Below are 25016 nucleotides of genomic sequence, written 5' to 3' on the forward strand. Positions count from 1 at the left end.
ATGAAACGATGCAAATCCCTGATCGTAGCCAGTCTGGTCGTCCTGCCCCTGCATGCCCAGGCTGCGCCCACCGATACCGCTTCTGAGGTGCGATTCGTCGTTCCGCCATGGCCCGGCGTTACCGTCAAGACGGAAATCCTGGCGCAGATCCTAGCGCCCCTCGGATATGACAACGACCGCCAGGAAGTCAGCAGCACCGTGGGATACAGCGCCCTGAAGAACGGTGAAAGCGATGTCTTCCTGGCGGGCTGGATGCCGTCGCAGAAGGCTAGCTATGACGCCACCATGGCCAGCGGCGCCATCGTCGATATGGGTAACAACGTCAACGGCGCCCAGATGGGCTTCGCCGTCCCCGGCTATGTGCATGAAGCGGGCATTACCAGCGCCGAGCAGTTGGATCAGCCTGAATACCGCGAGCGTTTTGACACCCGCTACTACTCGATCGAAAGCGGATCGACAGTCAGCGATACCATCAACGACGCCGTCGACAACGATGTCTATGGCTTGGGTGACTGGAACATCGTCGAATCGTCCACGCCAGGCATGCTGGGTGAGGTGGAAGCGGCCTCTCGCGAGGGTCGTTGGATCGCTTTCTACGGCTGGACCCCACACTGGATGGCCATCAAGTACGACATGCATATCCTCGACGATCCTGCAGGGGTGTATGGCGAGAATAACGGTCGCAGCGATATCCGCACCATCGTCAACAAGCAGTTCAGCGAAGACAATCCCAACCTGTCTCAGCTCCTCGATCAGTTCGTGCTCACCGCCGAGGATCAAAGTGAATTCATCCAGGGCTACGGCTTGGAAGATCGCGATGCCGACGTCGTTGCCAAGGAGTGGCTGCAGGCAAACCCGGACAAGCTCGCCAGCTTCCTGGAAGGCGTAACCACCAAAGAGGGCGAACCCGGCCTCGACGCGGTAAAGGCCAGCCTCCAGTAGTCTTTGGCTCACCGATTCGATCTGCTTACTCTTGAGGAGCCTGAATGCGCTTTTCTCGTTTGACGACACGTATTGCTGGTGACGGTGCCGCTGCCTGGGATATCCACTATCGTGCCCTGGATCGTCAGGCTCAGGGCGAGGATGTCATCATCTTGTCGGTCGGCGACCCGGATTTCACCACGCCCGAGCCGATCATCGATAGCGCCGTGGCTAGCCTTCGCAATGGTGCGACCCATTATGCGGACGTACAAGGAAAGCGGCGTCTTCGCGAGCTGATTGCACAACACCACCGCGAGGTGGCCGGGACGCCCGCCACCACCGCTGAGAACGTTGCGGTCGTGGCGGGAGCGCAGTGCGGGTTATATGCCGTGGCCCAATGCCTGCTTGATGCAGAGGATGAGGTCATCGTCTTCGAGCCCATGTATGTGACCTACGAGGCCGCATTACAGGCCGCGGGCGCCACGCTGGTGCGTGTCCCTTTGCGGGCCGAGGCCGATTTTCAGCCACGGCTGGAGGACATCGAAACCGCCGTCACTTCCCGCACGCGAGCGATACTGGTCAATAGTCCGCATAACCCGACGGGCCAGTGCCTGACGCGTGAGCACTGGGGCAGATTGGCGGATCTGTGCCAGGCCCATGACTTATGGATGATCTCGGACGAGGTCTATGCCGAGCTGATCTACGAGGGGCAGCACATCTGCCCTGCCAGCCTACCGAATATGGCCGAGCGTACCGCGGTGATCAGTAGCCTCTCGAAATCCCACGCCATGACGGGCTGGCGGATTGGCTGGGTCAACGGGCCCGAAGCGCTGATCCAGCATGTCAGCAACCTGGCGCTGTGCATGCTCTACGGTAGTCCCGACTTCATTCAGGACGCGGCGTGCACGGCGCTGGAGTACCCGCCTCAGGAGCTGCGCACCATGCGCGAGACCTACCAGCAGCGCCGCGACGTGGTTTGCCAGGCGTTAGCAGGTACAGAAAACCTGGAGGTGCTTCGCCCTTCTGCCGGCATGTTCATGATGATCGATATCCGGCGTACCGGGCTTTCCGCCCAGGCCTTTGCGGATCAGTTGCTGAATGAGCAGAACGTCTCGCTGCTCTCTGGCGAAGCGTTCGGTCCCTCCGCTGCGGGCTTTGTCCGCCTGAGCCTCACGGTTGAAGCCGATCGTCTGCGCGAAGCGTGTCGACGCATCAAGGCCCACGCTCAAGCCTGCTCTGAGACCGATTCAATAACACAAGGGATCCTATGACTTGCTTCTTCATTGAATCCATAGACTGCTTATGAATAACACAACAAGACAAAACAAGACGCTGGCGGTCGATGCCCGCCACCTTCAAAAACATTATGGCGAAGTTCCTGTCCTTCATGATGTCTCGCTCAGCGTCACCGACAGGCACGTCGTTTCGATCATCGGCTCCAGCGGCTCAGGCAAAAGCACCCTGTTGCGCTGCATGAACCTACTGGAAATCCCCGATCGGGGCGAATTGACGATAGCCAATGAAGCCATACGTTTTCAGCGCAACGCTCAAGGCGACAATGTCGGAATCGACCGGCGCCAGGTTCACAAACTGCGTTCCCAGGTCAGCATGGTTTTCCAGCAATTCAATCTCTGGCCGCACCTGAGTGTGCTGGGCAATGTCATTGAAGCCCCGCTTCGCGTTCATGGCCTTTCAAGGCGCGAGGCTATCGAGCGCGGCGAGCATTATCTCGCCAAGGTCGGGCTGGCGGACAAACGCAACGCCTTCCCTTCGTTTCTCTCCGGTGGCCAGCAGCAACGTGTGGCGATCGCCCGCGCGCTGGCCATGGAACCGCGCGTGCTGTTATTCGATGAGCCGACGTCTGCCCTCGACCCCGAGCTCGTCAACGAGGTACTTGGCGTGATCGGCGGCCTGGCTGGGGAGGGCCGCACGATGCTGTTGGTAACCCATGAGATGAGCTTTGCCCGGGAGGTCTCGAACGAAATCGTCTTTCTGCATCAAGGGCATGTGGAAGAGGCGGGCTCGCCACAGCAGGTCTTCGAGCAGGCACGCAGCGACCGGTGCCGCCAGTTCTTGTCCAGCGTGGCATGACGTCTTGTGATGCCGGGGCTTTCCCAGCATCCAGCTCCTCCGTGCGGTCGACCCCGCATGGATAAAATAACGATAGGGAAAATGACGATGAAACAGGCAATTCTAAAGACCGTAGGGATGACTGCCCTGGCTTTCACCTTCACTACCGCAGCGGCCGACCCCTTGAAGATCGGTATTTCTGCTGAACCCTACCCCCCTTTCACCTTCAAGGGCTCCGACGGTAGCTGGACCGGTTTCGAGGTCGAACTGGGCCAGGCGCTTTGCGAAAAGATGCAGGCGGAATGCGAAATCACCCCGACTGGATGGAGCGGCATATTCGCGGCGCTGGATTCAGGCAAGATCGACATGATCATGAATTCATTGTCCATTACCGAGCAGCGTAAGGAGGTCATCGATTTCACCGACCCCTACTACTTCACGCCCAGCGCCTATGTGGCAGCCAAGAGCGACTCGTTCGACATCCCCGAGGGACTGGACGGCAAGCTCCTTGGAGTACAGGGGGGCACGACAAACGCGACGTATGCACGTCGAGAGCTGAGGGATACCGGGGTCGAGATCAAGATCTACGACCAGCAGGAACAGGCCAATCGCGACCTCTTTGCCGGACGTGTCGATGCCATTCTTGCCGACAAGGTAGCCATGACCGAATTGGTCGAGCGGGACGAGGCTTCCGAATATGAAATCCGAGCCACGGCCCCGCGCCACGCGGCGTTCGGTGAAGGCGTCGGCATCGGTCTTCGCCAGAGCGACGACGATCTCAGGCAGCGCCTGAACCAGGCCATCAGCGAGGCCCTGGAAGATGGCACCTGCACCGATCTATCGCAGGAATATTTCGGCACCGATATTTGCGGTAGCTGATATCCCGGTCGCTGGCATGTGCAGTAGCCAGCACCGCCCCCTGGCACGCGTCCGGCCTCGGCCGGACGCTTCGAATACCATAACTAAAGAATCCCCTCATGGATCACTATCAGAACGAAGGGCTGATGGATTGGGCGGGGCCCATTCTTCAGGGCGCGCTCGTGACGATAGAAATTGCGCTCCTGGCTTACGTCATTGGCCTGGGCCTGGGCCTGGTCGGGGCAGCCGCTCGGCTCAGCCCCTACCGCCCGATACAGGCGCTGGCCGCCTTCTACTCCACGCTGGTGCGTGCCGTGCCAGAACTGTTGCTGATCATTCTGCTCTACTACGCCGGAACCCAGGCACTGAATATGGTGCTGGGCGCGCTGGGCTGGCAGAGCCAACTCGAGATCAGCGGCTTCATCAGCGCCGTCGGCGTGCTCGCCTTCGTTCAGGGCGCTTACATGACCGAGGTCTTTCGCGGCGCCATCCTGGCGATACCCCGCGGTCAGCTCGAAGCGGCCGACGCCTATGGCTTCAGCCGCTGGGCACGCTTTCATCGCATCGTCATTCCCGCCATGCTGCCCAATGCCCTGCCGGGCATGTCCAACCTTTGGCTGATACTCGTCAAGGACACAGCGCTGATCAGCGTGATTGGCTTTGAAGAGCTGTTCTTTACAGCGCAACAGGCGGCGGCAAGTACTCGATCTTACTTTCTCTTTTATGCCGTGGCCGGCGCCCTCTACCTCGTCATGACGCTTGGCTCGAACGTGCTCTTTGGGTGGGCCGAGCGTTATGTGCGGCGTGGACAACCCGGCAACTAAGGGCGTGCTATGAACTTTACCTGGATTACTGACCCGTATTATCAAGAGTATTTGTGGACGGGCTTCTTCAACACGCTAGCGCTGGTTGGGGTATCGGGCACCCTGGGGCTAGTGCTGGCGGTCATATTCGCCCTATTGCAGCTGAATGGGCCCAAGCCCGTTGCCTGGTTCGTGCGGGGTATAACCACCGTGGTTCGTGGTACTCCGCTCCTGGTACAGTTGTTTTTCTTCTACGATGGCGTGGGTCGCCTGCTTCCCGAGATCCCGGGGATCCGAGAGAGCCTGTTCTGGCCCATGCTGCGCGACCCTTTCTTCTACGGCGCCTTGACGTTCACGCTAAGCGTCGGCGCCTATTCGGGGGAAGTCATTCGCGGTGCCTTGCTGAGTGTACCGAGCGGTGAGCTGGCCGCCGGACGGGCCTTTGGCCTATCGCGGTGGCAGATCCTTTATCGCTTGTGGCTCCCTCGCGCCATTCAGCTCTGCCTGCCGACCCTCACCGGGGAAATGATCCTCCTGCTGAAGTCGGTTCCTCTGGTGTCGACAATTGCCATGATGGACTTGCTCAAGGCGGCCAACCTGGTGCGCGATGAAACGTTCCTCGTCTATGAGCCTCTCCTTCTCATCGCGGGTATCTACATAGCCATGACGCTGGTACTGACCACGGCCATGCGCATCATCGAACAACGCTTTCCCGGTGTTCAGCCGGCCAAGGCCCAACGGCGATTGTTGCCAGGCTAGCCCCTTTATTCTTTCAGCTACTTAGTCATCTCTATAAGGACACGTGTGGAACAGCTCATTCATCAATTTATCGGAAACCGCTGGGTGCGCAGCCAGGCCACCCGCACCCTGCCCGTATGTGACCCGTATCGGGAAACGCAGATTGCCGAGGTCACTGTCGGTGATGCCAGCGATGTCGAGGCCGCAGTACAGGCCGCTCGCCAGGCCTTGCCCGAGTGGAGCCGGTTACCCAGTCAGCGTCGTGCAGCGTATTTGGAAGCGATAGCCCATCAACTTCAGCATCGCTACGACGAACTCGTCGAGCTATCGTCGCGTAATAATGGTAAGCCCATCAGCGAAGCTGAAATTGATCTCGATGATGCCATCGCCTGCTATCGCTACTACAGTGAACGGGCACGTGAGCTCGATGACCGGCAAGGCCGCCCTGTCGCCTTGGAAATGGATGGCATCACTGCAAGCGTTTATCAGGATCCCGTTGGCGTGGTCGGGCTAATCATCCCCTGGAATTTCCCCTTGGTGACGAGTGCCTGGAAACTCGCGCCTGCATTGGCGGCAGGCTGTACTGTGATCCTCAAGCCATCCGAAATCGTACCGTTGCCCGAGCAGGCCCTTGCCGAGATCATGCTAGCCATCGATCTGCCGCCTGGGGTCTTCAACCTCGTGCACGGTGACGGAGAAAACGTCGGCATCCCGCTGACTCAGCATAAGGGCATCGATAAGCTCTCGTTCACCGGCAGCAACCGGGTGGGCGAGCAGGTCATGCGCGCCGCTGCAGACGGTATCCGAAATATCTCGCTGGAGCTGGGTGGTAAGTCGCCCATTCTGGTATTGGATGACGCCGATGTGGAACAAGCCGCGGAATGGGTCATGAACGGAATTTGTTTCAATGCCGGCCAGATGTGTTCCGCAACTTCCCGCTTGATCGTGCATTCGTCACTTGCCGAGCCGCTCTATGCGCTCCTCGGCGAAAAGATCGATGCGCTTACCCTGGGCGACCCCTTGGATCGTACCACTTCAATGGGCCCGCTCTCGGGCGCCAGGCAATGGCATGCCGTACGTAACTATCTTGCGGTGGCCAAAAATGAGCAGCTCGATGCCGTGCGGGATGAACGTCATCGAACACTCCCTAAGCAGGGCTTTTTCATCGCACCCACCTTATACCGAGATGTACCTACCACTAGCCGACTCTGGAAAGAAGAGATTTTCGGCCCGGTGCTCTGCGCCCGTAGCGTCAGCTCAGACCAGGACGCCATCGCCTTGGCTAACGATAGTCCTTTCGGCCTGGCCGCTACCGTCATCAGTGGTGATACACAACGCGCCAGAGGGATAGCGCGGCAACTCCAGGCCGGCAATGTCTGGTATAACACCGACCAGGTGGCGCCCCCCCAGGCGGCCTGGGGAGGCTATAAAGCCAGCGGTATCGGTCGCGAGCTTGGGCCTCTGGGCCTGGCGGCCTATCAAGAGACCAAACATGTCATCGGCCCGGTTGCCCATTGAAATGCTACCCAGCCCTTGAAAAGAGATTCGGTTAACGCTCAACCAAACCACCAACGCCATAGGGCCGCGCTGCCCATCCCCAACCCGATGGCGAGCAATGGGCTGCGCCAGGCGATCGCCACGCCCCCTGCCGCCAACGCTGCCAGGCGTGTGCCGCCATCGCCGTGGACAATCATCGGCGTGATGACGGCGATCAACACCGAGCTCGACATGGCATCGACAAAACGCCTGACCCGAGGACCCAGAGGCACGCGGGCCATGACCAGTAGTCCGAGCACCCGTGAACCGTAGGCAATGAAGACCATCGTGCCGATGGCGACCAGCGACTGCCACACCATGGCCGGATTCATGAGGCGTCGGCTCCAAACCATTGCTTCGGCAGGAGCACCGCGACGAGCCCCCCTGTCAAGGCGCCCACCAATACGTGCAGATAGGGCGGCAACCACCAATAGGCGAACAAGGCGCTCGTTGCAGCTGCGAGCCACGGCAAAACCATGATCGCGCGCGGATGGCTGCCAACCACAATCATCAACAGGAAGCAGAGCATGATCACGTCGAGCCCGAAACGTTCGGGCTCGGTGATTCCGCCGCCGAAGGCTAACCCCAAGGCGGTGCCGATCACCCAGGCACTCCATAGCGCGATGCCACCCCCCAGAAGAATGCCCAGGTTACGCTCGCCGCGATGATATTCGCCCAATGCCATGGCCCAATTGGAGTCGGTCAACAAAATGACCATGGCGAATTGCTTGCGGCGCGGAAGCGGCTCGAGCCAGGGGTAGAGCGCCGCGCTCATCAACATGTGGCGAGTATGGATGGCCAACGTAATGGCAGCCAAGGGCAACAGGGGCACCGGCGCGGGCCATAGCTCCAACGCGGCGAATTGGGAAGGCGCGGCAAATACGAACAGGCTCATCAGCATGGCTTCCCAGTCGGCCAGGCCACGATGTACGGAAGCCACGCCAAAGGCGAGGCCAAACGCCACCGTAAACGCGGCCAAGGGCAGCATCATGCGGATGCCCCGCCAGGTGCCTTGTCCATCCAGGCGGACGCTGTTCTCGTGTGCAGCCATACTCTACGCACCTCCAAGCAAGCGTTGATACAATAAAACAAACAGACCTGCTTGTTTTTTTATTGCATAGAGTTTAGGTTGAATTCAGCGCGTATGTCATTAGGTGCGTGCAATCCAGATTCCAAACACAAGAGCAACAAGCGCCGATCGTTACGGCCTGGAGATCAACATGACGTTTCCCCGCAATGCGCTGACAGTGGCTGTCGCTGCGCTGACACTCCCCGTCTTGGCGCCTGCAGCACAGGCGTCCACTTCATTCATCGCCAATTCGTTTTATGACCAGCAGCACCCTCATTCCCGCTACGGCTACATCGAGTGGGCCGAGACGGTCAAGGCGCTTTCCAATGGGGAACTGCAGCCCGACGTTTACACCGGCACGGTCTTGCTGGCACCAAGAGCCAGCCTACAAGGCATTCAGGACAATATCGTCCAGGTAGCACACCATGCCGCCGTGTATACCCCGTCCGAGATGCCGGTCGCCAATGCAGTTCAGGAACTGGGCTTCAACTTTGCCGACCCGCTTAACGGCATCCTTGCCGTGACCGACTTCAGTTTGAACAACCCCATCCAGCTCGAGGAGTGGAAAGAGCTGGATATCGTGTATCTGGGTGCCTACAACACGCCTCCTTATGTGCTGTTCTGCCGCGAGCCGGTACGCACGCTCGACGAGCTACGCGGCAAGCGCATCCGCACGGCGGGCTCAACCGTCTCGGCCTGGGTCGAGCAAGCGGGCGGCATTCCGGTCAACGTTCCTTCCAGCGAAATGTACAGCGGCCTGGATCGTGGCTCCCTGGATTGTGCGACCAACGCTGCCAACGATCTCATCGACCGCTCGCTGTACGAAGTCGCCGAACACACCACCCTGCTGCCGACCGGCATGTACTGGTCGGGTCCGCAATGGGGCTTCAATTCGGATTTCTGGGCCGGTCTGACCGATGAGCACCGGGACGTCTTCAAGCAAGCCACGGCCAAGGCCATGACTCGCATGATCGTCCAGTACCTGGCCACGGCTGACGCGTCGCTGGAAGAGGCAATCTCTTACGGCAATAACGTTTACGAGCCTGGCGAAGATCTGATGGCATCGGTCGTCGAATTCCGCGAGAAATCCCTGGAAAACGTCTACGACACCGCGCGTGAACAGTATGGCGTCGAGGAGCCCGAGGCATTGATCGACGACTTCCTGGCGACCTATCAGAAGTGGGAAGACTTGCTTGCAGAGGTCGATCGTGAAGACGAAGACGCCCTCGCCGAGCTGGCGATGAAGGAGATATTCGATAAGCTCCCGGCTGACTACGGTATTTACTGATACCGATCGAACCCAGGCCATCTCCCTGAGATGGCCGTCGTCAACAGAGAGCTCGGCATGACCCTTCGCCAGACCCAAGAGGAACGTTCGCGCCAGACCCAGGCCCGGGTTATCAAAGCGACCATCGATTGCATTCTCGAGAAAGGCATTCGCGCCACATCGACGGTAGACGTCGCCCGCAAGGCTGGCGTCTCACGGGGGGCGCTGATGCATCACTATCCTTCCAAGGAGTCGCTGATGCAGGCCACGCTGGACGACCTGCTCAACCGCGAGGTGGATAGCGTTCGAGAGATGGCGATGCGCGTCAAGGCAGGGGATCTCGACTTTGACACCCTGCTGTTGGCCCTGCACGAACATTTCAAGGGCGACATGTACATGGTAACCCTGGAGTACCTCACCACGGCACGCACCGACCCCGCCATCATGGAGGTGCTGATGCCGCTGGCGGCCACGTTCAATGCCTCGCTCGAACATATCTGGGAGCAGTTGGTCGCCAGTGCCGAGCATAGCTCGCATGAGAAGCGCGTCGCTCTCAACGCTACGCTTTGCATGATGCGTGGCATGGGCGCACAGAGTATCTGGCGCGACGACCCCGAACTCTACCATGACATGCTGGTGTTCTGGCGGAAGACCCTGGTCGACCTGGGGTATTCCACCTCGGACACCGTCAGGAGAAACTCCACATGATCGCCCAGCTGATCGAGACGACTAGCCAATGGCTGGCCAAGAGTGCCCTCGTGCTCGCGTCATTGTTTCTGGTGTTGATGGCGTTGCACGTTTCGCTGGACGTGGCCCTGCGCTATGTATTCGGGACGACGTTTGTCGGCACCCTCGAAGTGGTCTCGTTCTACTACATGGTCGCGGTGGTCTTTCTGCCGCTGGCCTACGTCGAACTCCAGCAAGAGCATATCAGCGTCGATGTATTGGTCGGCCGATTTCCTGCCCCGGTACAACTGGCGTTTTACCTGTTTGCCTGCAGCCTTGGCCTGCTCTATTTCGGCATGCTCTGTTATCAGGGCTATCTGGATGCCTTGCGCGCTACCACCAGGCTTGAAACCGCCATGGCCAACTTTCAATTCTACCTGTGGCCTAGCCGCTGGGCTCTACCGGTCGGCTTTGCCGCCATGTGCCTGGCCATCCTTGCCAACATGACCAAGGCGCTGCGTCTCCGCCAAGCGCTTTAGGAGTCCCGACATGAGTAATCTCGAGATAGGCATGGCAGGCATTGCCATTGCCTTGGCCCTGATCGCCCTGCGCGTGCCAATCGGCGTCGCCCTGGGTCTGGTGTCGATCTTCGGCATCAGTGAAATGACCAATATGCGCGTAGCGTGGGGAATGATCTCGGCGACGCCATTCGACTTCGCCGGGACCTGGGAGCTGACCGCGGCACCGATGTTCCTGTTCATGGGCTATCTATGCACCACGACGGACATGACCCAGGGCCTGTTCCAGGCGATGCGCCTGTATCTGGCGCGATTGCCCGGGGGGTTGGCGGTTTCCAGCGTGATGGCCTCGGCATTCTTCGCTGCCGCCTCGGGCTCCAGTGTGGCCACCTCGGCGGCCATGTCGCGTATCGCCGTGCCGGAAATGCTCAAGCACAACTATGACAAGGGGCTGGCCACCGGGACCATCGCAGCCTCGGGTACCCTGGGCTCACTGATACCACCCAGCGTATTGCTGGTGTTGTACGGGGTGTATGCTCAAGTCTCGGTGGGCCAATTGTTCATGGCAGGCTTTCTGCCCGGTGTGGTATCCGCCCTGCTCTATATCGGGATGATCATGGTGCGTACCAAGCTCAATCCCAGCCTGGCCGGTGATAGTGACGTGCGCTCCACGTGGCAGGAAAAGTGGGACGCCTTCAAGAACATCTGGCCGTTACCCTTGCTGATCGGGGCCGTTCTCGGCGGCATCTTCATGGGGGTTTTCTCACCGACCGAGGCCGGTGCCGTGGGCACGACCATTGCCGCACTGATTGCCCTGGCGCGCCGTTCCCTGACAATGGCAGCCATCAAGGAAGCACTGATACGTACCGCCGTGAGTACCGCCAGCATCTTCCTGATTCTGATCGGCTCGCTCTTTTTTACGCGCTTTTTGGCCATGAGCGGCGTACCGGAAGCGTTCTCAGAACTGATCCTCAGCGTCAGCACGGAGACCTGGTGGATCATCTTTGCCGTCACGTTGATCTATCTCGTCCTCGGCATGTTCATCGATTCCATCGGTTTGTTACTGCTGACGCTGCCGCTGATTCTGCCTTTGGTTCAGGGCGCGGATCTCAATTTGGTGTGGTTCGGCATCATCGTCGTGAAACTGCTCGAGGTCGGACTGATCACCCCACCGATTGGCCTCAATGTCTATGTGATCAAGGGAGCGCTGGGCAAGAGCGTCACGTTGTCTGAAGTCTTCAAGGGTGTGACATGGTTTTTGGCCATGGACATTGTCGCCCTGCTGCTGATCGTACTGATCCCTGCCCTTTCACTCTATCTGCCCCAGAAGATGTTCTGAGTGACATCATCAATAACATCAAGGAAAACCAATGACTACGACACGCTTGATCAATGCCAACGTGATCGACACCCGCAACGGGAAAGTCCTCGCCGAACAGCAGGTACGCGTTCAGGATGGCCGTATCGTCGAGGTCAGCAGCACGCCGCTTGAAGGAAGCGATGACCGGGTCATCGATCTGAAGGGACGTTACCTGATGCCTGGCATGGTCGATTCACACGTTCATGTCACGGCGATTACGCCCAACTTTGCACTGCTGGAAACGCTCTCACCCTTCTACGTCGGTGCCAAATCCAGCGAACTGCTCGAAAGCATGCTGATGCGTGGCTTCACCACCGTGCGGGACGCCGGCGGTGCGGACTATGGCCTGGCCAAGGCGGTTGATGAAGATAGCCTGATCGGGCCGCGAATCATGTACGCTGGCAGAGCCCTGTCACAGACAGGCGGGCACGCCGATATGCGTGGCCCGGGGCAGAATACCTTCGAGGGTTGCTTCTGCTGCGCGGGGCTCGGCCGTGTCTGTGATGGGGTCAGCGAGGTACGTCGAGCGGCACGCGACGAAATCCGCAAGGGCGCCACTCAGATCAAGATCATGGCTTCCGGTGGCGTCGCCTCACCCACCGACCGCATCGACAGCACCCAGTTCTCGCTGGAAGAGATCGATGCCATTGTCGAGGAAGCCACGGCGGCCAACATTCATACCATGGCCCATGCTTATACGGCGCGCGCCATCAATCGTTTGATCCCCCGCGGCGTCAAGACCATCGAGCATGGCAACCTGATGGATGAAGAGAGCTGTCGTCTATTCCTCGAGCATAACGCTTACCTGACCCCGACACTGGCCACCTACGACGCCTTGGCCAAGGAAGGCGTTGAAGCTGGGATGGCCGAACATCTTCAGCGCAAGGTCTTCGATGTGCTGGAAGCCGGTGGCAAAGCCCTGGAGATGGCCCAACGTTATGGCGTGAAAATGCTCTACGGCTCTGATCTGCTGGGTAGGATGCAGCGTCATCAGCTCAACGAATTCAATTTGCGCAAGGATGTCGTGCCGACGGATGAGCTGATCCGCACTGCCACCTGCAACGCTGCAGATGCCTACGGCCATACTGGCGACTTCGGCGAGATTATCCCGGGGGCCCGTGGAGACATGCTCGTTCTGAAGGATAATCCACTCGAGGATATTACCGTGCTGACCCGCCCGGATGAGCAGCTACTGCTAATCATGAAAGCAGGCAATGTCTACAAGGATATGCTGTAACGCTGAGGAGCCCCAGCACCCCTCGCGCAGGGATCTGCGCGAGGGATTAGGAATTTCAATCCAACTGCACCCGTAGCAGCGTATACGGCGCCTCGCAGGCGTGACGCTCATCGCGCTCGTCGACGCTGCCCAGCCCCATGTGCCGATCGTTATCGTAGGCGACAAATAGCCGCTCTCGATCCAGCACGGCTAGGCCTTCCGCCTTGTGTTCGAACTCAAGGGGAATGTCCCCTTCTGTCGTCACCAACGTCGGTAACTTGCCGGCGTCCATGTCTTCGAAACTCATCACCCAGAGGTAACCCCCAATGTGCGGGATGCCCTTTTCCTCGGTTTCGAAGCTGGTCACCAAGTACAGTCGCGCATGATAGGGATCGTACTCCAGGCTCGACAGGCCACACTCGAACCGCACGCCCTCATGATGGTTGGGGTCGAATGCATAGTGCTCCTGCATCTCATCGACGAAGACAAGATTGCCCTTATCATTGACCTCGTAGTGGGCCCCCACTAGCCGGCTGACGTAGTCAAAATCGTCATGGGCAGCGCCCTGCTCCCGAATGCCGAATAACAGCAGCCCGTCGCCGCGCTTACCGGGAATGGCTGCCAGCCCTTCGATCTTGTAATACGGGTAGCCGATCACCTGGTCGAGCTTGTTACGTAGCTCCAGGGAGCCCTCCACGCCGTCCCGGGGATCCGGATCGACCACCTGCACCTTTTCCGGCTCGCCCAAGGGCCAGATCAGTAGATGGTTATAGGCGTTGAGATCGTGACTGGCCTCGTCGATCCGGTCGAAGCCGGTGGTGGCCAAAACGTGACGGCCATCGGCGGTCAGGGCAAAGTCTTCATACTTGACCGCTTGCTTGATCAGGGGCGCGGTGAAATATTCGAGTTGGCTGTCGTCGGGGCCGCTTGCTTGCATGGGCATGGCAAAGACAGCTGAGCGAGCCTCGCCGGGAATGGGCTTATCGCTGGCCAGGATAAGTCGCTTGCCGTCATACAAGACGGCGGACACTTCGGCGTTGACCAGTTTACCTTGGTCGTCCCGAAGGCCTTCCGGAAAACAGTGAATGGTGCCTTGTTGCAGAATCTTGGCGTGCGTCATGGCCGGGAATGCCCCTCTTGCTGCAAATATCGAATCAGTCCCCTGCACTGTAGTCGATATGCGGGACACACCGCGCCAAGGCTTGCCGATTACACCTTATGGAGCTTCCATCTCGCCTTCAACGACGCCTTGAGCGGACGCGGGAAGCCGGCCAGGACCATCCGCTTCATGACACGCAGAAGGCGTTTCGCGTAGCCACGTCTTGCCGCCCCAGCGGGCGCGCCATCCCTTGCCGTGTAGATGCGATTATCTTCGCAGCTATACACGGCCTTGCCTGATAGCTTGGCGATACTGGCGGCCTGCCTTGCTTCACTCTCGATGAAAAAGCGGTAATCGGAATGCTTGTAGAATAGGCCCTTGTGCGTGGAATGAACGCCCTGCCGCTGACGCTCCGCCTTCGAGGGGAGATCCAGCATCACCAGGCGGTCGAAGTCGATGCCCTGCTGCTGCAGCCACGCTTCGGTCTGACTACGGTACTTCTCGAGCCGATTGGTCACCAGGCAGCCGATCCGACCGGCAGGAAGATACAGCGGCTCAGCACTGTTCAGGAAGGTAACGTACTTATCGCCGTCGTCGTTCTGTTGAGCGGTGGGATCGACACACAACACGCCATCGATATCGACACACGCCTGGCTGAGCAGCGCAGGGGTGAACAGGTTCCATTGAAAAGCGCGGGGCGCCTCCAGCGTGGCCAAGGCAATATCGATATGCGACTTACCCTTGGGGTCGGCGTAGATTGCCAGGGTATCGATCGTGCAGGGGCAGCCGTCAGGGATGGCCCGCCGCGCTTGCTGCATGGTGCGCCCTGTCAGCACGCTATCATCGACGAGGAGAACTTTTTTCGCCTCCCACGCGGTGCTGGGCTGCCCTTCAGCGTTTCTGCGCAAGCGGGTATTCAGCGCTTGGTTGGCAATGAAATCGGGGAGCCCCACCACATCGATATGCAAGCCCAAGGCAATCATGCTGGCCGGGATCATGCCACTGCGGGGAATGCCAACGACCAGGTCGTAGCCTTTACCCTGAACGCGATACAGGGATGCGGCAATGTCTTCGCTCAAGTCACCGTAGGATTTGTAGTTCATGGTTTGCGCCTCGCCCTTTGCCAGCAACAATAATGTAACATTGCGTAAAACAGGTGCCGGGACGATCATGCCATTGCACATGGCCTGGGGCGAGAACCAAAAGACTCAGCCGAAATCCTGCTATTGACTCAGGCGATCTTGCCGAGCTCCAGCAGCGTACGCATCAGGGTGGCGACGGATTCACGGGGCAAGGCATACTCTTCCATCAAGGCCTGCACACGGCGCTCGAACAGGGCCTCACGCTCGCGCTCCTTGCGCCTTGCCGCCAATTCATCGTCCTGCTCGATGGAAGGCATGGGTGGCTCAGCCTCGGGCTTGGGTGTCGGCTTGCCTTCGAGCTCGTTCAGCGCCTGGGCGAAGGCATCGTCCAGTTCGCGAAACTTACGCAGCTTTTCACGTTCGTCTACGTGGGTGTGGGCATTCTTATGCTTCATTGGCGCCTTTTACATGAATGAATAACGGTATTCGTTTAATGAAAGCCGACATTCTAAATATGCGAACCACGCAATGACTTGCTGACTACTAAGCATGCCTGGGCGTAGATAGTGCGCTGAGGACAGCAGAACCGTGCAGGCGTTAGTGCGTGGCGCAGGTCGTCCGCCGTCATGAGGATCCACCTGATGGTGAGCGGGGACGTGTGCAATCAGTATAACCCGTTTGTTAGCATTGGCGAAACTATAGGCGCCATTGCGGGTGGGTCGGTGTCGTTGCGGGAGCGCCAACCCTCGCGCAGCACTAGCCGGATCGCCGGGCCGTGCTCAGCTACACCCCAGCGTGTCGCCCCCGTAGAGCGCAGATCCTCTGCGCAATCAGTAGGCCTACCTGATCCCCCTACCGCCGAGCCAACCGTACCGTCCGTAAACCCTGACAGAATTGATCTGGCGCAATGAAACTGTGCTCAAACGCTCATTTGAATTAGCCGAACTTGCCTTAGGAACGGCGACCCCGTAATTAGTGGTCTAGCAGGAGCCATTCGATAACTAGAAAACGCCCTGAAAGTGCCATTGCCGATTAGATATCGCATGGAAGATACGTGACGCGCAGGGGCCGTAATGATCAATGACATGATGCGGGCTGAAATCTGGCTGCACGAGCGGCTGGATACACAGCAGGGAATTGAAGAACTGGCAGAGCGGCTAGGGTACTCTGCTTCACAAATACGTCGCAACTTCAAACGGTGCTTCGGCCTGTCTCCGAGTGCCTATCGCGATAAGTTACGCCTCGATCAGGCAACGCTGCTATTGAGCTATACCCCGCTCAACATCAACGATATCGCCTTTAAGTGTGGCTATCGCAATCATTCGGCTTTCTCACGAGCGTTTCTCAGGCACCACAACGTGAGCCCCAGAACTTTCCGAGAACAAGAACAAAGCCGGCTCCAGAAGCTACGGAGTCAGCTACGCCATGAATATGAAGTGACAATCGATCACGCCCAGGCCAAGCAAGGGATCGTTACACGCTTCTATGCCAAGCGAAACGATGAGCGTACCTTGCCCGACGAACTACTCTCCCACGAAGCGCTCGAGGTGTTACCCGAGAAACTTCGCCGTAAACGGACGATCGGCATCGTCTATGGCTTCAATAGCGATAATGACTTCTCCACCGCCGACATGGGTGTCGAAGTCGAGGCCGATATTGCCGATGAACTGGCAGCCCCCCTTCTTTTTCGCACCATACCCTTGCCTACCTATCGCTATGCCAGCGTAGATGCCACTGCGCTAAGCGAGTTACGGTCGATCCTGAACTATCTGCTAACCAAGGCCCTGCCCGAGCAGGAAGAGCGTATCAGTGGGGCGCCCTTGCAGCTCGTATGGCGCGATGAGGGAGTGAATGCCCTGGGCCAAGGCACGTTTGAAGTTCGCCTACCTTTGGCAGCACCGGCAAGTGGCGCCCGCGTTAGCAAACGATTGCTGAATTAGCCACTACATACAAGAAAACACCGCCTGAGTAAGGCGGTGTTTTACGGTACTGCACTATAGTGCTAACTCGTCATGGCGAGGACTTAGCTTTCTACGCGTACCAACCAGGATTCGACGGTGTCGTTGCCGTGCTCGTCTTTCCAGGCTTTGAGGGTCTTCTGGTTACCGCCGCGCGTTTCTACCACTTCACCCGTATTGGGGTTCTTGTAGATCTTCAGTTTGCGCTTGCGACGTCCACCTGAGCTGGATGCAGAAGCATTGCTCGGAGCAGACGCTTTAGAGCCGCCTTTGGGATCGAGTAACTCGATCACGTCAGACGCGTTCTTGTCGAATTCCTTCATCAGCGCCTCGAGTTTCTCTTTGAACTCGAGTTCGGCCTTGAGACGGGGATCGTTCTGAAGCTGCTGCAGTTTCTCGTTCAACTGCTTTAGCTGTTGCTCCTGCTGGAGATATTCGCTGAGTAGAGACATTACCTTTCCTTAACCGAGTGCAATTGGGATGCGAAGCTATTGTCACTGTTTCAGTTTAACTTGCCAAGAGGATAGCGAGGAATAACATAGTCCACAATGTAAAAATTACAACTTAGGCAACCCCAAGCAGATTAGAAAGACGACAGAACACGCAACTGACTACAAATAAATCACCGACGGTTATGCTTAGGCCATAAAAAACGCCGCCCCAAGGGGCGGCGTTTCGATGAAACCTGACTAATTAAAAGGTTATTAGTCCTGGCCCATCTGCTGCTTGATCAGATCGCCGATCGTGGTCGCACCACTGCTCTCGGAGCTCTCATCGCGCAGCTTCTTCATGTTTTGACGTGTATCGTCCTGATCCTTGGCCTTGATGGACAGGCTGATCGCACGGTTCTTGCGGTCGACACCGATGATACGGGCCTCGACGCTGTCGCCGATGTTCAGCACGTTACGCGCATCTTCGACGCGGTCGGCACTGATTTCAGACGCCTTGAGTACGGCGACGACATCGGTCGCCAGCTCGACGTGGGCTTCCTTGGCATCGATATCCACGACACGGCCGGTAACCATCGCGCCCTTGTCGTTGACGGCCAGGAACTCGGAGACCGGATCGTTCTCGAGCTGCTTGATGCCCAGCGAGATACGCTCACGCTCAGGATCGATCGACAGGATGACCGCTTCGACTTCGTCGCCCTTCTTGAACTGACGAACGGCTTCTTCGCCAGTCTCGGTCCAGGAGATGTCGGACAGGTGCACCAGGCCATCGATACCGCCTTCCAGGCCGATGAAGATACCGAAGTCGGTGATCGACTTGATGCTGCCTGAAACGCGATCGCCCTTGTTGTAGCGAGAGCTGAAGTCTTCCCACGGGTTAGTGGTGCACTGCTTGATACCCAGGGAGATACGACGACGCTCTTCGTCGATATCCAGCACCATGACTTCCACTTCGTCGCCGACCTGAACGACCTTGGACGGGTGGATGTTCTTGTTGGTCCAGTCCATTTCGGAGACGTGGACCAGGCCTTCGACACCCTCTTCCAGCTCGGCGAAGCAGCCGTAGTCGGTAAGGTTGGTGACACGGGCCATGACCTTGGTGCCTTCCGGGTAACGATCCTTGATGTTGACCCAGGGATCCTCGCCCAGCTGCTTGAGGCCCAGCGAGACGCGGTTGCGCTCACGGTCGAACTTCAGGACCTTGACGTTGATCTCGTCGCCGACGGCCACGATTTCGCTCGGATGCTTGATGCGCTTCCAGGCCATGTCGGTGATGTGCAGCAGGCCGTCGACGCCACCCAGATCCACGAACGCGCCGTAGTCGGTGAGGTTCTTGACGATACCCTTGATCTGCTGGCCTTCCTGGAGGGTGGCAAGCAGGGCTTCACGCTCGGCACTGTTCTCGGCTTCGAGCACGGCACGGCGAGAAACCACAACGTTGTTGCGCTTGGGATCGAGCTTGATGACCTTGAAGTCGAGCTCTTTGTGTTCGAGGTGTGCGGTGTCGCGCACCGGGCGAACGTCGACCAATGAACCCGGCAGGAAGGCACGGATAGAGGCCACGTCGACAGTGAAGCCGCCCTTGACCTTGCCGTTGATCACGCCTTTGACGATCTCTTCTTTCTCGAAGGCCGCTTCCAGCTCTTTCCAGGCTTCTGCGCGCTTGGCCTTCTCGCGAGACAAACGCGTCTCGCCGAAACCGTCTTCGACGGCTTCCAGGGCGACTTTGACTTCGTCGCCAACGGCAATGGTCAGTTCGCCATTGTCGTCACGGAATTGGGCAGCGGGAATCTGACCCTCGGACTTCAAACCGGCATTGACGATGATCCAATCACCTTCAATGTCGACGACCGTCGCCATGACAATGGCGCCCGGCTCCATGTTGATGTCCTGGAGAGACTGTTCAAACAAATCAGCAAAGCTTTCGCTCATGATATTCCTACGTGATCAACGTTTATGGCAGCAAGCCGCCTTTCTCCGCACCACCAGCAAGTACGGGCCTACTTTGATGATCCCCGGGGACGTTAACGCTGGTTCGACCTGGACAGGCTCTCTGCTTCCAAGGAACGTATCGCCTGGCCACGTCATTACGTCTTGCCGGGGGCTCCGCAAGGGATCGTCAGGCCTCGGGACCCAAGCCGCGCTGGGCAAGGGTGGCCGTCAACCGCTCCACCACTTCCGGTATTGTCAGGTGCGTGGTATCCAACTCGATGGCATCGTCTGCCGGCAAGAGTGGAGCGACACTCCGCTGCATGTCGCGGGTGTCACGTACCTGTATCTCCTTTAAAAGACTCGACAGACTAGCAGTTTCACCTGCCTCCCGCAACTGCCGGTAACGGCGCATGGCACGCTCCTCGGCGCTCGCCGTCAGGAATATCTTGAGCTCGGCCTGGGGGAACACCACGGTGCCCATGTCGCGTCCATCGGCCACCAGGCCCGGCGGTTGCTGGAAATTGCGCTGCCGTTGAAGCAGCGCCCGGCGAACCGCAGGAAGCGCCGCAACCTGTGAAGCACGGTCGCCCGCCTGTTCGGTACGGATCGCCCGGGTGACGTCTTCCCCCTCGAGGATGACCCTGACGCCTTCCGGCATGGGTTCGAAGACGACATCGAGATGGGCGGCCAAGGGTTCGAGGGCGGCCTCATCGGTGAGATCGACCCCGTGGCGCAGCGCCGCCAGCCCGGTCAGTCGGTAGAGTGCCCCGCTATCGAGCAGGTTCCAGCCAAGCCGGTCTGCAACCAGGCGGCTGATGGTGCCCTTTCCGGAACCGCCAGGGCCATCGATGGTAAGAATCGGTGCCTGGGTCGCGGTCACGCCGTGTTCGCTCATGCCGTCTCCTGCAGTTCCTCGTCGACCTGAAGCCCGACGCGCCGTGCCAACTCGACGAATCCCGGGAAGGAGGTTGCGACGTTGGCGCAATCGTCGATGACGATGATATCGCGGGCCCGCAGACCGGCGACGGTAAAGGCCATGGCAATGCGGTGGTCGCCAAGGCTATCGATGCGACCGCCCCCGTAATTGGGAACGTTGTTGGCGCCATCGCCCTGCCCGGCCGTTTGACCGACGATATCGATCCCGTCGTCATGGACCGTGTTTTCGACCCCCAGGGTGGCAAGGCCGTCGGCCATCGCCTGGATACGGTCGGACTCCTTGACGCGCAACTCCTCGGCACCGCGCAGGCGGGTCACCCCTTCGGCATTGGCGGCGGCCACGAACAGCGCGGGAAACTCGTCGATGGCCAAAGGCACCTGGTCCTGTGGAATATCGATGCCCTTGAGCGGCGCGTAACGTACATGGATATCCGCGACAGGCTCCCCTCCGACCTCGTGTTCGTTGGACAGTTCGAGATCGGCGCCCATCGCCTTGAGAATGTTGATCACCCCGATCCGGGTCGGATTGATGCCCACATGCTCGAGCGTGAGGTCGGCGCCGGGAGTAATGGCCGCGGCCACCAGGAAGAACGTGGCGGAGGAGATATCCGACGGCACGTCGATGGGCCCCGCCGTCAACGTGCCGCCACCCTGCAACCAGGCGGTGTCGCCGTCACGGGAAACGGGATACCCGAAGCCGTTGAGCATGCGTTCGGTATGATCACGGGTGGGCGCCGGCTCGCGCACGCGGGTTTCGCCTTGTGCATACATGCCGGCCAACAGCAGGCATGACTTTACCTGGGCGCTGGCCATGGGCATATCGTAATCGATGCCCTTGAGCGGCTGCCCGCCCTTGATTTTCAAGGGGGGGCGCCCGCCCTCGGCGGTCTCGATCACCGCACCCATCTGCCGTAGCGGATCCGCTACCCGGCCCATGGGGCGCTTGGTCAGCGAAGTATCGCCGGTCAACTCCGCGTCGAATGCCTGACCCGCCATCAAGCCGGCAAACAGGCGCATGGCCGTTCCGGCATTACCCACGTAAAGCGGCCCCGCCGGTGCCTTGAGGCCATGCATGCCCACGCCATGAATGGTGACCCGCCCTTGGTGAGGCCCTTCGATGGCCACGCCCATTTCGCGAAACGCCTGCAGCGTGGCGAGACTGTCCTCGCCCTCGAGAAAGCCCTTGACCTCGGTCACGCCTTCGGCCAATGCCCCCAGCATGATTGAGCGATGCGAGACGGACTTGTCACCGGGCACCCGAATGCGGCCGGTCACACTGCCACCGGGAGCAACCCGGTAGCGCACTGAGTTGTGTTCCATGGACTGTAAACCCGCTTGATAACTGGTCTGGTTGAGAAGCGTATCGAAATAGTGTCGTGCATGGCTGGCGCGATCGAAGATGGCGAGCATGGCATCGCCATCGCCGGTCTCCACTGCCTGGCGCAACCGACTGACGCCGGCCTCGAAATCGTCGAGAGCGCTGAGCACGGCATCGCGGTTGGCAGTAAAGATATCGCGCCACATGACCGGATCGCTGCCGGCAATACGCGTGAAGTCGCGAAAGCCTCCCGCGGCATAGCGAAAGATATCCAGTCGTTCGTCCTGACGTGCCAGGGTATCCACCAGCGAGAAGGCCAGCAGGTGCGGCAGGTGGCTGGTCCGAGCCAATACCTGGTCGTGGCGATCCACATCCATTTCGAGCACCTCGGCGCCACACGCCGACCACAGCGCACGCACGCGACGCACGGCCAGGGTATCGGTCTCGGCTTCCGGCGTCAGGATCACCTTATGGTTGCGAAATAGTGCAGGATTCGACGCGGCGACCCCGCTCTTTTCGGAACCGGCAATGGGGTGGCCCAGCACGAAATTCGTTGGCATGCGTCCAAAGGCGCGGATCGCACTATCACGAATCGCCCCCTTGGTGCTGCCGACATCGGTCATCACGCAGTGGGGCGCGACAGCGTTGCGGTGGTCGGCCAGTTCTGCCATGACGCTATCCATGGCCAGCACCGGCACGGCGAGCACCACCAGCGAAACGTCGTCGAGCAACGGAACCAACTGGGTGCCGCCATCGTCGATCAGGCCCAGCTCGATACCCAGACGAATCTCATCGGGATCCCGGTCGCAGGCAAGGATAGTCGCCTCAACCCCCGCCTGCTTGAGCGCCGCCGCCAGCGAGCCGCCGATCAGTCCCAGGCCGACGATCAGGATGCGGGATTCGGTGACGCTCGCCTGCATGGTCAAAGCACGCCAATGGGGTAGGACCCGAGCACCTTGAGCTCAGCCGCATGCGGCCTGACCTCCTCGATCACCGTCTTGATGGTGGGGTCGTCGTGATGCCCCTTGAAGTCGATGAAGAAGACGTAATTCCAAACGCCCGTGCGGGATGGGCGTGTCTCGAGGCGTGTCAGATCGATCTGGTGCCGGTAGAACGGCTCCAGCAATGCATGCAGCGCACCGGGCTGGTTGCGCATGGCCACGACCATCGAGGTCTTGTCCTGCCCGCACATCGGTACATCCTGGTTGCCGATGATCAGGAAGCGTGTCGAGTTATCGGGGCGATCCTCGATCTTCTCGGCGATGTAATCCAGGCCGTAGAGCTTGGCGGCCATGTCACCGGCGATGGCGGCACTGTGCCACTCCGTCTTGACCAGCTTGGCGGCTTCGGCGTTGGAGGCAACCGGGACCCGCTCGGCCAAGGGGTAATGAGCATCCAGCCACTTGCGACACTGGGCGAAGGACTGCGGGTGCGAGTAGATCCGCGACACCTTGTCCTTGCGCGTATTGCTGGAAATCAGCAGATGGTGATGAATGCGCAGCACGACTTCGCCGCAAATGCGCATCGATGAGTCCATGAACGAATCGAGCGTATGGTTGACCACCCCCTCGGTGGAGTTCTCGACGGGCACGACACCATAGTTGCAGGCGCCCGCCTCGACCTCGCGGAAGACCTCATCGATCGCCGCCATCGGCAGGCTGACGGCGCTATCGCCGAAGTGCTTGAGCGCAGCCTGTTGGGTAAAGGTGCCTTCCGGACCGAGATAGGCCACCTTGACCGGCTGTTCCAGCGCCAGGCAGGCCGACATGATCTCGCGGAACAGTCGTGCCATCTCTTCGGAATTGAGGGGGCCGGGGTTGAGGGCCATGATCCGCCGCAGTACCTGGGCTTCACGTTCGGGACGATAGAAGACCGCATCGGGATCGGAGGAGGTCTTGATCTCGGCCACCTGCTTGGCGCATTCGGCACGCTCGCTGATCAGGCGCAGGAGGTTGTCGTCGAGCTCGTCGATACGTTGGCGTAGCGCATCGAGGCTGGTGGATGTGTCTGTCATGTGGGTTCCTCCAGGTCGACGCCGACCCCTGCCTGATTCTTGTTGAGAGCACAAACCAGGAGCATCGCACAGCGAAACCGGATCGCCGGACCGTACGCTCCTATAAAACCATCTAGGTCTACCCGCGGCGCGTCTCGAAATCGTTCATGAACGCGATCAGCGCATCCACGGCGGCTTCGGGCACGGCGTTGTACAGACTGGCACGCATGCCGCCGACACTGCGGTGTCCCTTCAAGTTGAGCAGCCCCGTCGCTTCGGCCTCATCCAGGAAGGCCTGGTTGAGACGGTCGTCGGCCAGCACGAAGGGAACGTTCATACGTGAGCGGCTGCGCGTCGCGATCGGGTTCGAGTAGAAGTCACTCGAGTCGATGGCGGCATATAACTTGGCGGCCTTGCGGGAATTGATGGCATCCATCGCCTCCAGCCCACCGACCTCGTGCTTGAGCCAGTCGAAGACCAACCCCGCCAGGTACCAGGCATAGGTGGACGGCGTGTTGTACATCGAGTCGTTCTCGGCCATTACCTTATAGCTGAACATGGTCGGCGTATCGGGACGGGCGAGTTCGAGCAGGTCATCACGCACGATGGCGACCGTCAGCCCCGCCGGGCCGATGTTCTTCTGCGCACCGGCGTAGATCACGCCGAAACGCGACACATCGAGCGGCCCCGAAAGGATCGAGGACGACATGTCGCAGACCAGCGGAACCTGGACATCGGGAATGTAATCGAACTCCAGGCCACCGATGGTCTCGTTGGCGGTGTAATGCAGATAGGCGGCATCGCCGGACAGCTGGATATCTTCCTGGCGGGGTACGTCGGTAAGCCCGTTACCCTCACTGGTCGCGGCGACATGCGCGCTGGCCAGATGACGCGCTTCAGTAATCGCCTTCTTGCCCCAAATGCCGGTATAGAGGTAATTCGGCGTACCGCCCTGGCCCAGCAGGTTGTAAGGCAGCATGGCGAACTGCATCGAGGCGCCGCCCTGCAGGAACAGGATACGGTAATTGCTCGGCACGGCGAGCAGTTCCCGCATGTCACGCTCGGCCTGTTCGGCGATCGCCGTGTACTCGGGGCTACGGTGACTCATTTCCATTACCGAGAGGCCGCGCCCCTGGTAATCGAGCATTTCATCACGCGCGCGTTCGAGTACCGACGTAGGCAGCGCGGCCGGGCCGGCACAGAAGTTAAATAGACGTGTCATCAGCG

The 25016-nt window shown here is 59.4% G+C and carries 24 protein-coding genes; 13 read left to right on the top strand and 11 right to left on the bottom strand.

Annotation, left to right across the window (positions count from 1 at the left end; translation table 11 throughout):
- The 7 genes from JH15_RS16035 (at position 1) to JH15_RS16065 (ending at position 6908) form a co-directional block, all read left to right on the top strand.
- A complete protein-coding gene (locus tag JH15_RS16035) occupies positions 1–942 on the top strand; it encodes an ABC transporter substrate-binding protein (RefSeq protein WP_043532171.1) in 942 nt (313 codons plus the stop codon).
- 44 nt (positions 943–986) lie between these two features.
- A complete protein-coding gene (locus JH15_RS16040; protein WP_043532172.1) occupies positions 987–2192 on the top strand; it encodes a pyridoxal phosphate-dependent aminotransferase in 1206 nt (401 codons plus the stop codon).
- Between the two features lie 31 nt (positions 2193–2223).
- Positions 2224–3012: an ABC transporter ATP-binding protein gene (locus JH15_RS16045; RefSeq protein ID WP_043532174.1), complete on the top strand. Its 789-nt coding sequence runs from the start codon at positions 2224–2226 to the stop codon at positions 3010–3012.
- 87 nt (positions 3013–3099) lie between these two features.
- Positions 3100–3870 carry a transporter substrate-binding domain-containing protein gene (locus tag JH15_RS16050; RefSeq protein ID WP_052384206.1) on the top strand — a complete coding sequence of 257 codons (771 nt, stop codon included), beginning with the start codon at positions 3100–3102 and terminating at the stop codon, positions 3868–3870.
- A 98-nt stretch (positions 3871–3968) separates the two neighbouring features.
- Positions 3969–4673 carry an ABC transporter permease gene (locus tag JH15_RS16055; protein ID WP_043532177.1) on the top strand — a complete coding sequence of 235 codons (705 nt, stop codon included), beginning with the start codon at positions 3969–3971 and terminating at the stop codon, positions 4671–4673.
- A 9-nt stretch (positions 4674–4682) separates the two neighbouring features.
- The gene (locus JH15_RS16060) at positions 4683–5411 is read left to right on the top strand and encodes an ABC transporter permease (RefSeq protein WP_043532179.1); all 729 of its coding nucleotides are present in this window, start codon (positions 4683–4685) and stop codon (positions 5409–5411) included.
- Positions 5412–5456: 45 nt separating this feature from the next.
- Positions 5457–6908 (top strand): aldehyde dehydrogenase family protein, encoded by a 1452-nt coding sequence (locus tag JH15_RS16065; protein ID WP_043532181.1) that lies wholly within the window; start codon positions 5457–5459, stop codon positions 6906–6908.
- A 38-nt stretch (positions 6909–6946) separates the two neighbouring features.
- Here the strand turns inward: JH15_RS16065 and JH15_RS16070 are convergent, their stop codons facing one another.
- Both JH15_RS16070 and JH15_RS16075 read right to left on the bottom strand, forming a co-directional pair.
- Entirely contained in the window at positions 6947–7258 is a 312-nt protein-coding gene (locus JH15_RS16070) for an AzlD family protein (RefSeq protein ID WP_043532183.1), read from the bottom strand.
- A complete protein-coding gene (locus JH15_RS16075) occupies positions 7255–7977 on the bottom strand; it encodes an AzlC family ABC transporter permease (protein WP_043532185.1) in 723 nt (240 codons plus the stop codon). Before JH15_RS16075 ends, JH15_RS16070 begins: the two co-directional genes overlap by 4 nt.
- Before the next feature lie 169 nt (positions 7978–8146).
- Here JH15_RS16075 and JH15_RS16080 point away from each other — a divergent pair, with 169 nt between their 5' ends.
- The 5 genes from JH15_RS16080 to JH15_RS16100 are packed head-to-tail and all read left to right on the top strand — an operon-like array spanning position 8147 to position 13043.
- The gene (locus JH15_RS16080) at positions 8147–9283 is read left to right on the top strand and encodes a C4-dicarboxylate TRAP transporter substrate-binding protein (RefSeq protein WP_043532187.1); all 1137 of its coding nucleotides are present in this window, start codon (positions 8147–8149) and stop codon (positions 9281–9283) included.
- Positions 9284–9340: 57 nt separating this feature from the next.
- Positions 9341–9970, top strand: a complete 630-nt coding sequence (locus JH15_RS16085; RefSeq protein WP_043532586.1) for a TetR/AcrR family transcriptional regulator — start codon at positions 9341–9343, stop codon at positions 9968–9970.
- The gene (locus JH15_RS16090; protein ID WP_043532189.1) at positions 9967–10467 is read left to right on the top strand and encodes a TRAP transporter small permease; all 501 of its coding nucleotides are present in this window, start codon (positions 9967–9969) and stop codon (positions 10465–10467) included. The genes JH15_RS16085 and JH15_RS16090 overlap by 4 nt, the downstream gene beginning before the upstream one ends.
- Before the next feature lie 10 nt (positions 10468–10477).
- Positions 10478–11785, top strand: coding sequence for a TRAP transporter large permease (locus tag JH15_RS16095; RefSeq protein ID WP_043532191.1), 1308 nt, complete (start codon positions 10478–10480; stop codon positions 11783–11785).
- A 31-nt stretch (positions 11786–11816) separates the two neighbouring features.
- Positions 11817–13043 (top strand): metal-dependent hydrolase family protein, encoded by a 1227-nt coding sequence (locus tag JH15_RS16100; RefSeq protein WP_043532193.1) that lies wholly within the window; start codon positions 11817–11819, stop codon positions 13041–13043.
- 55 nt (positions 13044–13098) lie between these two features.
- Here the strand turns inward: JH15_RS16100 and JH15_RS16105 are convergent, their stop codons facing one another.
- The 3 genes from JH15_RS16105 to JH15_RS16115 form a co-directional block, all read right to left on the bottom strand.
- Positions 13099–14142 (bottom strand): hypothetical protein, encoded by a 1044-nt coding sequence (locus JH15_RS16105; protein ID WP_043532195.1) that lies wholly within the window; start codon positions 14140–14142, stop codon positions 13099–13101.
- Between the two features lie 89 nt (positions 14143–14231).
- Positions 14232–15224, bottom strand: coding sequence for a phosphoribosyltransferase family protein (locus tag JH15_RS16110; protein ID WP_197053350.1), 993 nt, complete (start codon positions 15222–15224; stop codon positions 14232–14234).
- 128 nt (positions 15225–15352) lie between these two features.
- Entirely contained in the window at positions 15353–15658 is a 306-nt protein-coding gene (locus JH15_RS16115; RefSeq protein ID WP_043532196.1) for a hypothetical protein, read from the bottom strand.
- Between the two features lie 618 nt (positions 15659–16276).
- Here JH15_RS16115 and JH15_RS17630 point away from each other — a divergent pair.
- A complete protein-coding gene (locus tag JH15_RS17630) occupies positions 16277–17143 on the top strand; it encodes a helix-turn-helix transcriptional regulator (RefSeq protein ID WP_052384187.1) in 867 nt (288 codons plus the stop codon).
- An 83-nt stretch (positions 17144–17226) separates the two neighbouring features.
- Here JH15_RS17630 and JH15_RS16125 read toward each other — a convergent pair whose 3' ends face one another.
- The 6 genes from JH15_RS16125 to serC form a co-directional block, all read right to left on the bottom strand.
- Positions 17227–17613, bottom strand: a complete 387-nt coding sequence (locus JH15_RS16125) for a histone-like nucleoid-structuring protein, MvaT/MvaU family (RefSeq protein WP_043532199.1) — start codon at positions 17611–17613, stop codon at positions 17227–17229.
- A 252-nt stretch (positions 17614–17865) separates the two neighbouring features.
- Positions 17866–19542 carry a 30S ribosomal protein S1 gene (gene rpsA, locus JH15_RS16130; protein ID WP_043532201.1) on the bottom strand — a complete coding sequence of 559 codons (1677 nt, stop codon included), beginning with the start codon at positions 19540–19542 and terminating at the stop codon, positions 17866–17868.
- 187 nt (positions 19543–19729) lie between these two features.
- Positions 19730–20437: a (d)CMP kinase gene (gene cmk, locus JH15_RS16135; RefSeq protein ID WP_043532203.1), complete on the bottom strand. Its 708-nt coding sequence runs from the start codon at positions 20435–20437 to the stop codon at positions 19730–19732.
- Positions 20434–22716 (bottom strand): bifunctional prephenate dehydrogenase/3-phosphoshikimate 1-carboxyvinyltransferase, encoded by a 2283-nt coding sequence (locus tag JH15_RS16140; protein ID WP_043532205.1) that lies wholly within the window; start codon positions 22714–22716, stop codon positions 20434–20436. The genes cmk and JH15_RS16140 overlap by 4 nt, the downstream gene beginning before the upstream one ends.
- Before the next feature lie 2 nt (positions 22717–22718).
- Positions 22719–23810, bottom strand: a complete 1092-nt coding sequence (gene pheA / locus JH15_RS16145) for a prephenate dehydratase (protein ID WP_043532207.1) — start codon at positions 23808–23810, stop codon at positions 22719–22721.
- Between the two features lie 118 nt (positions 23811–23928).
- Positions 23929–25011: a 3-phosphoserine/phosphohydroxythreonine transaminase gene (gene serC, locus JH15_RS16150; protein WP_043532209.1), complete on the bottom strand. Its 1083-nt coding sequence runs from the start codon at positions 25009–25011 to the stop codon at positions 23929–23931.
- Between the last annotated feature and the right edge of the window lie 5 nt (positions 25012–25016).

This window comes from Litchfieldella xinjiangensis, from assembly GCF_000759345.1.
GTDB lineage: Bacteria > Pseudomonadota > Gammaproteobacteria > Pseudomonadales > Halomonadaceae > Litchfieldella_A > Litchfieldella_A xinjiangensis.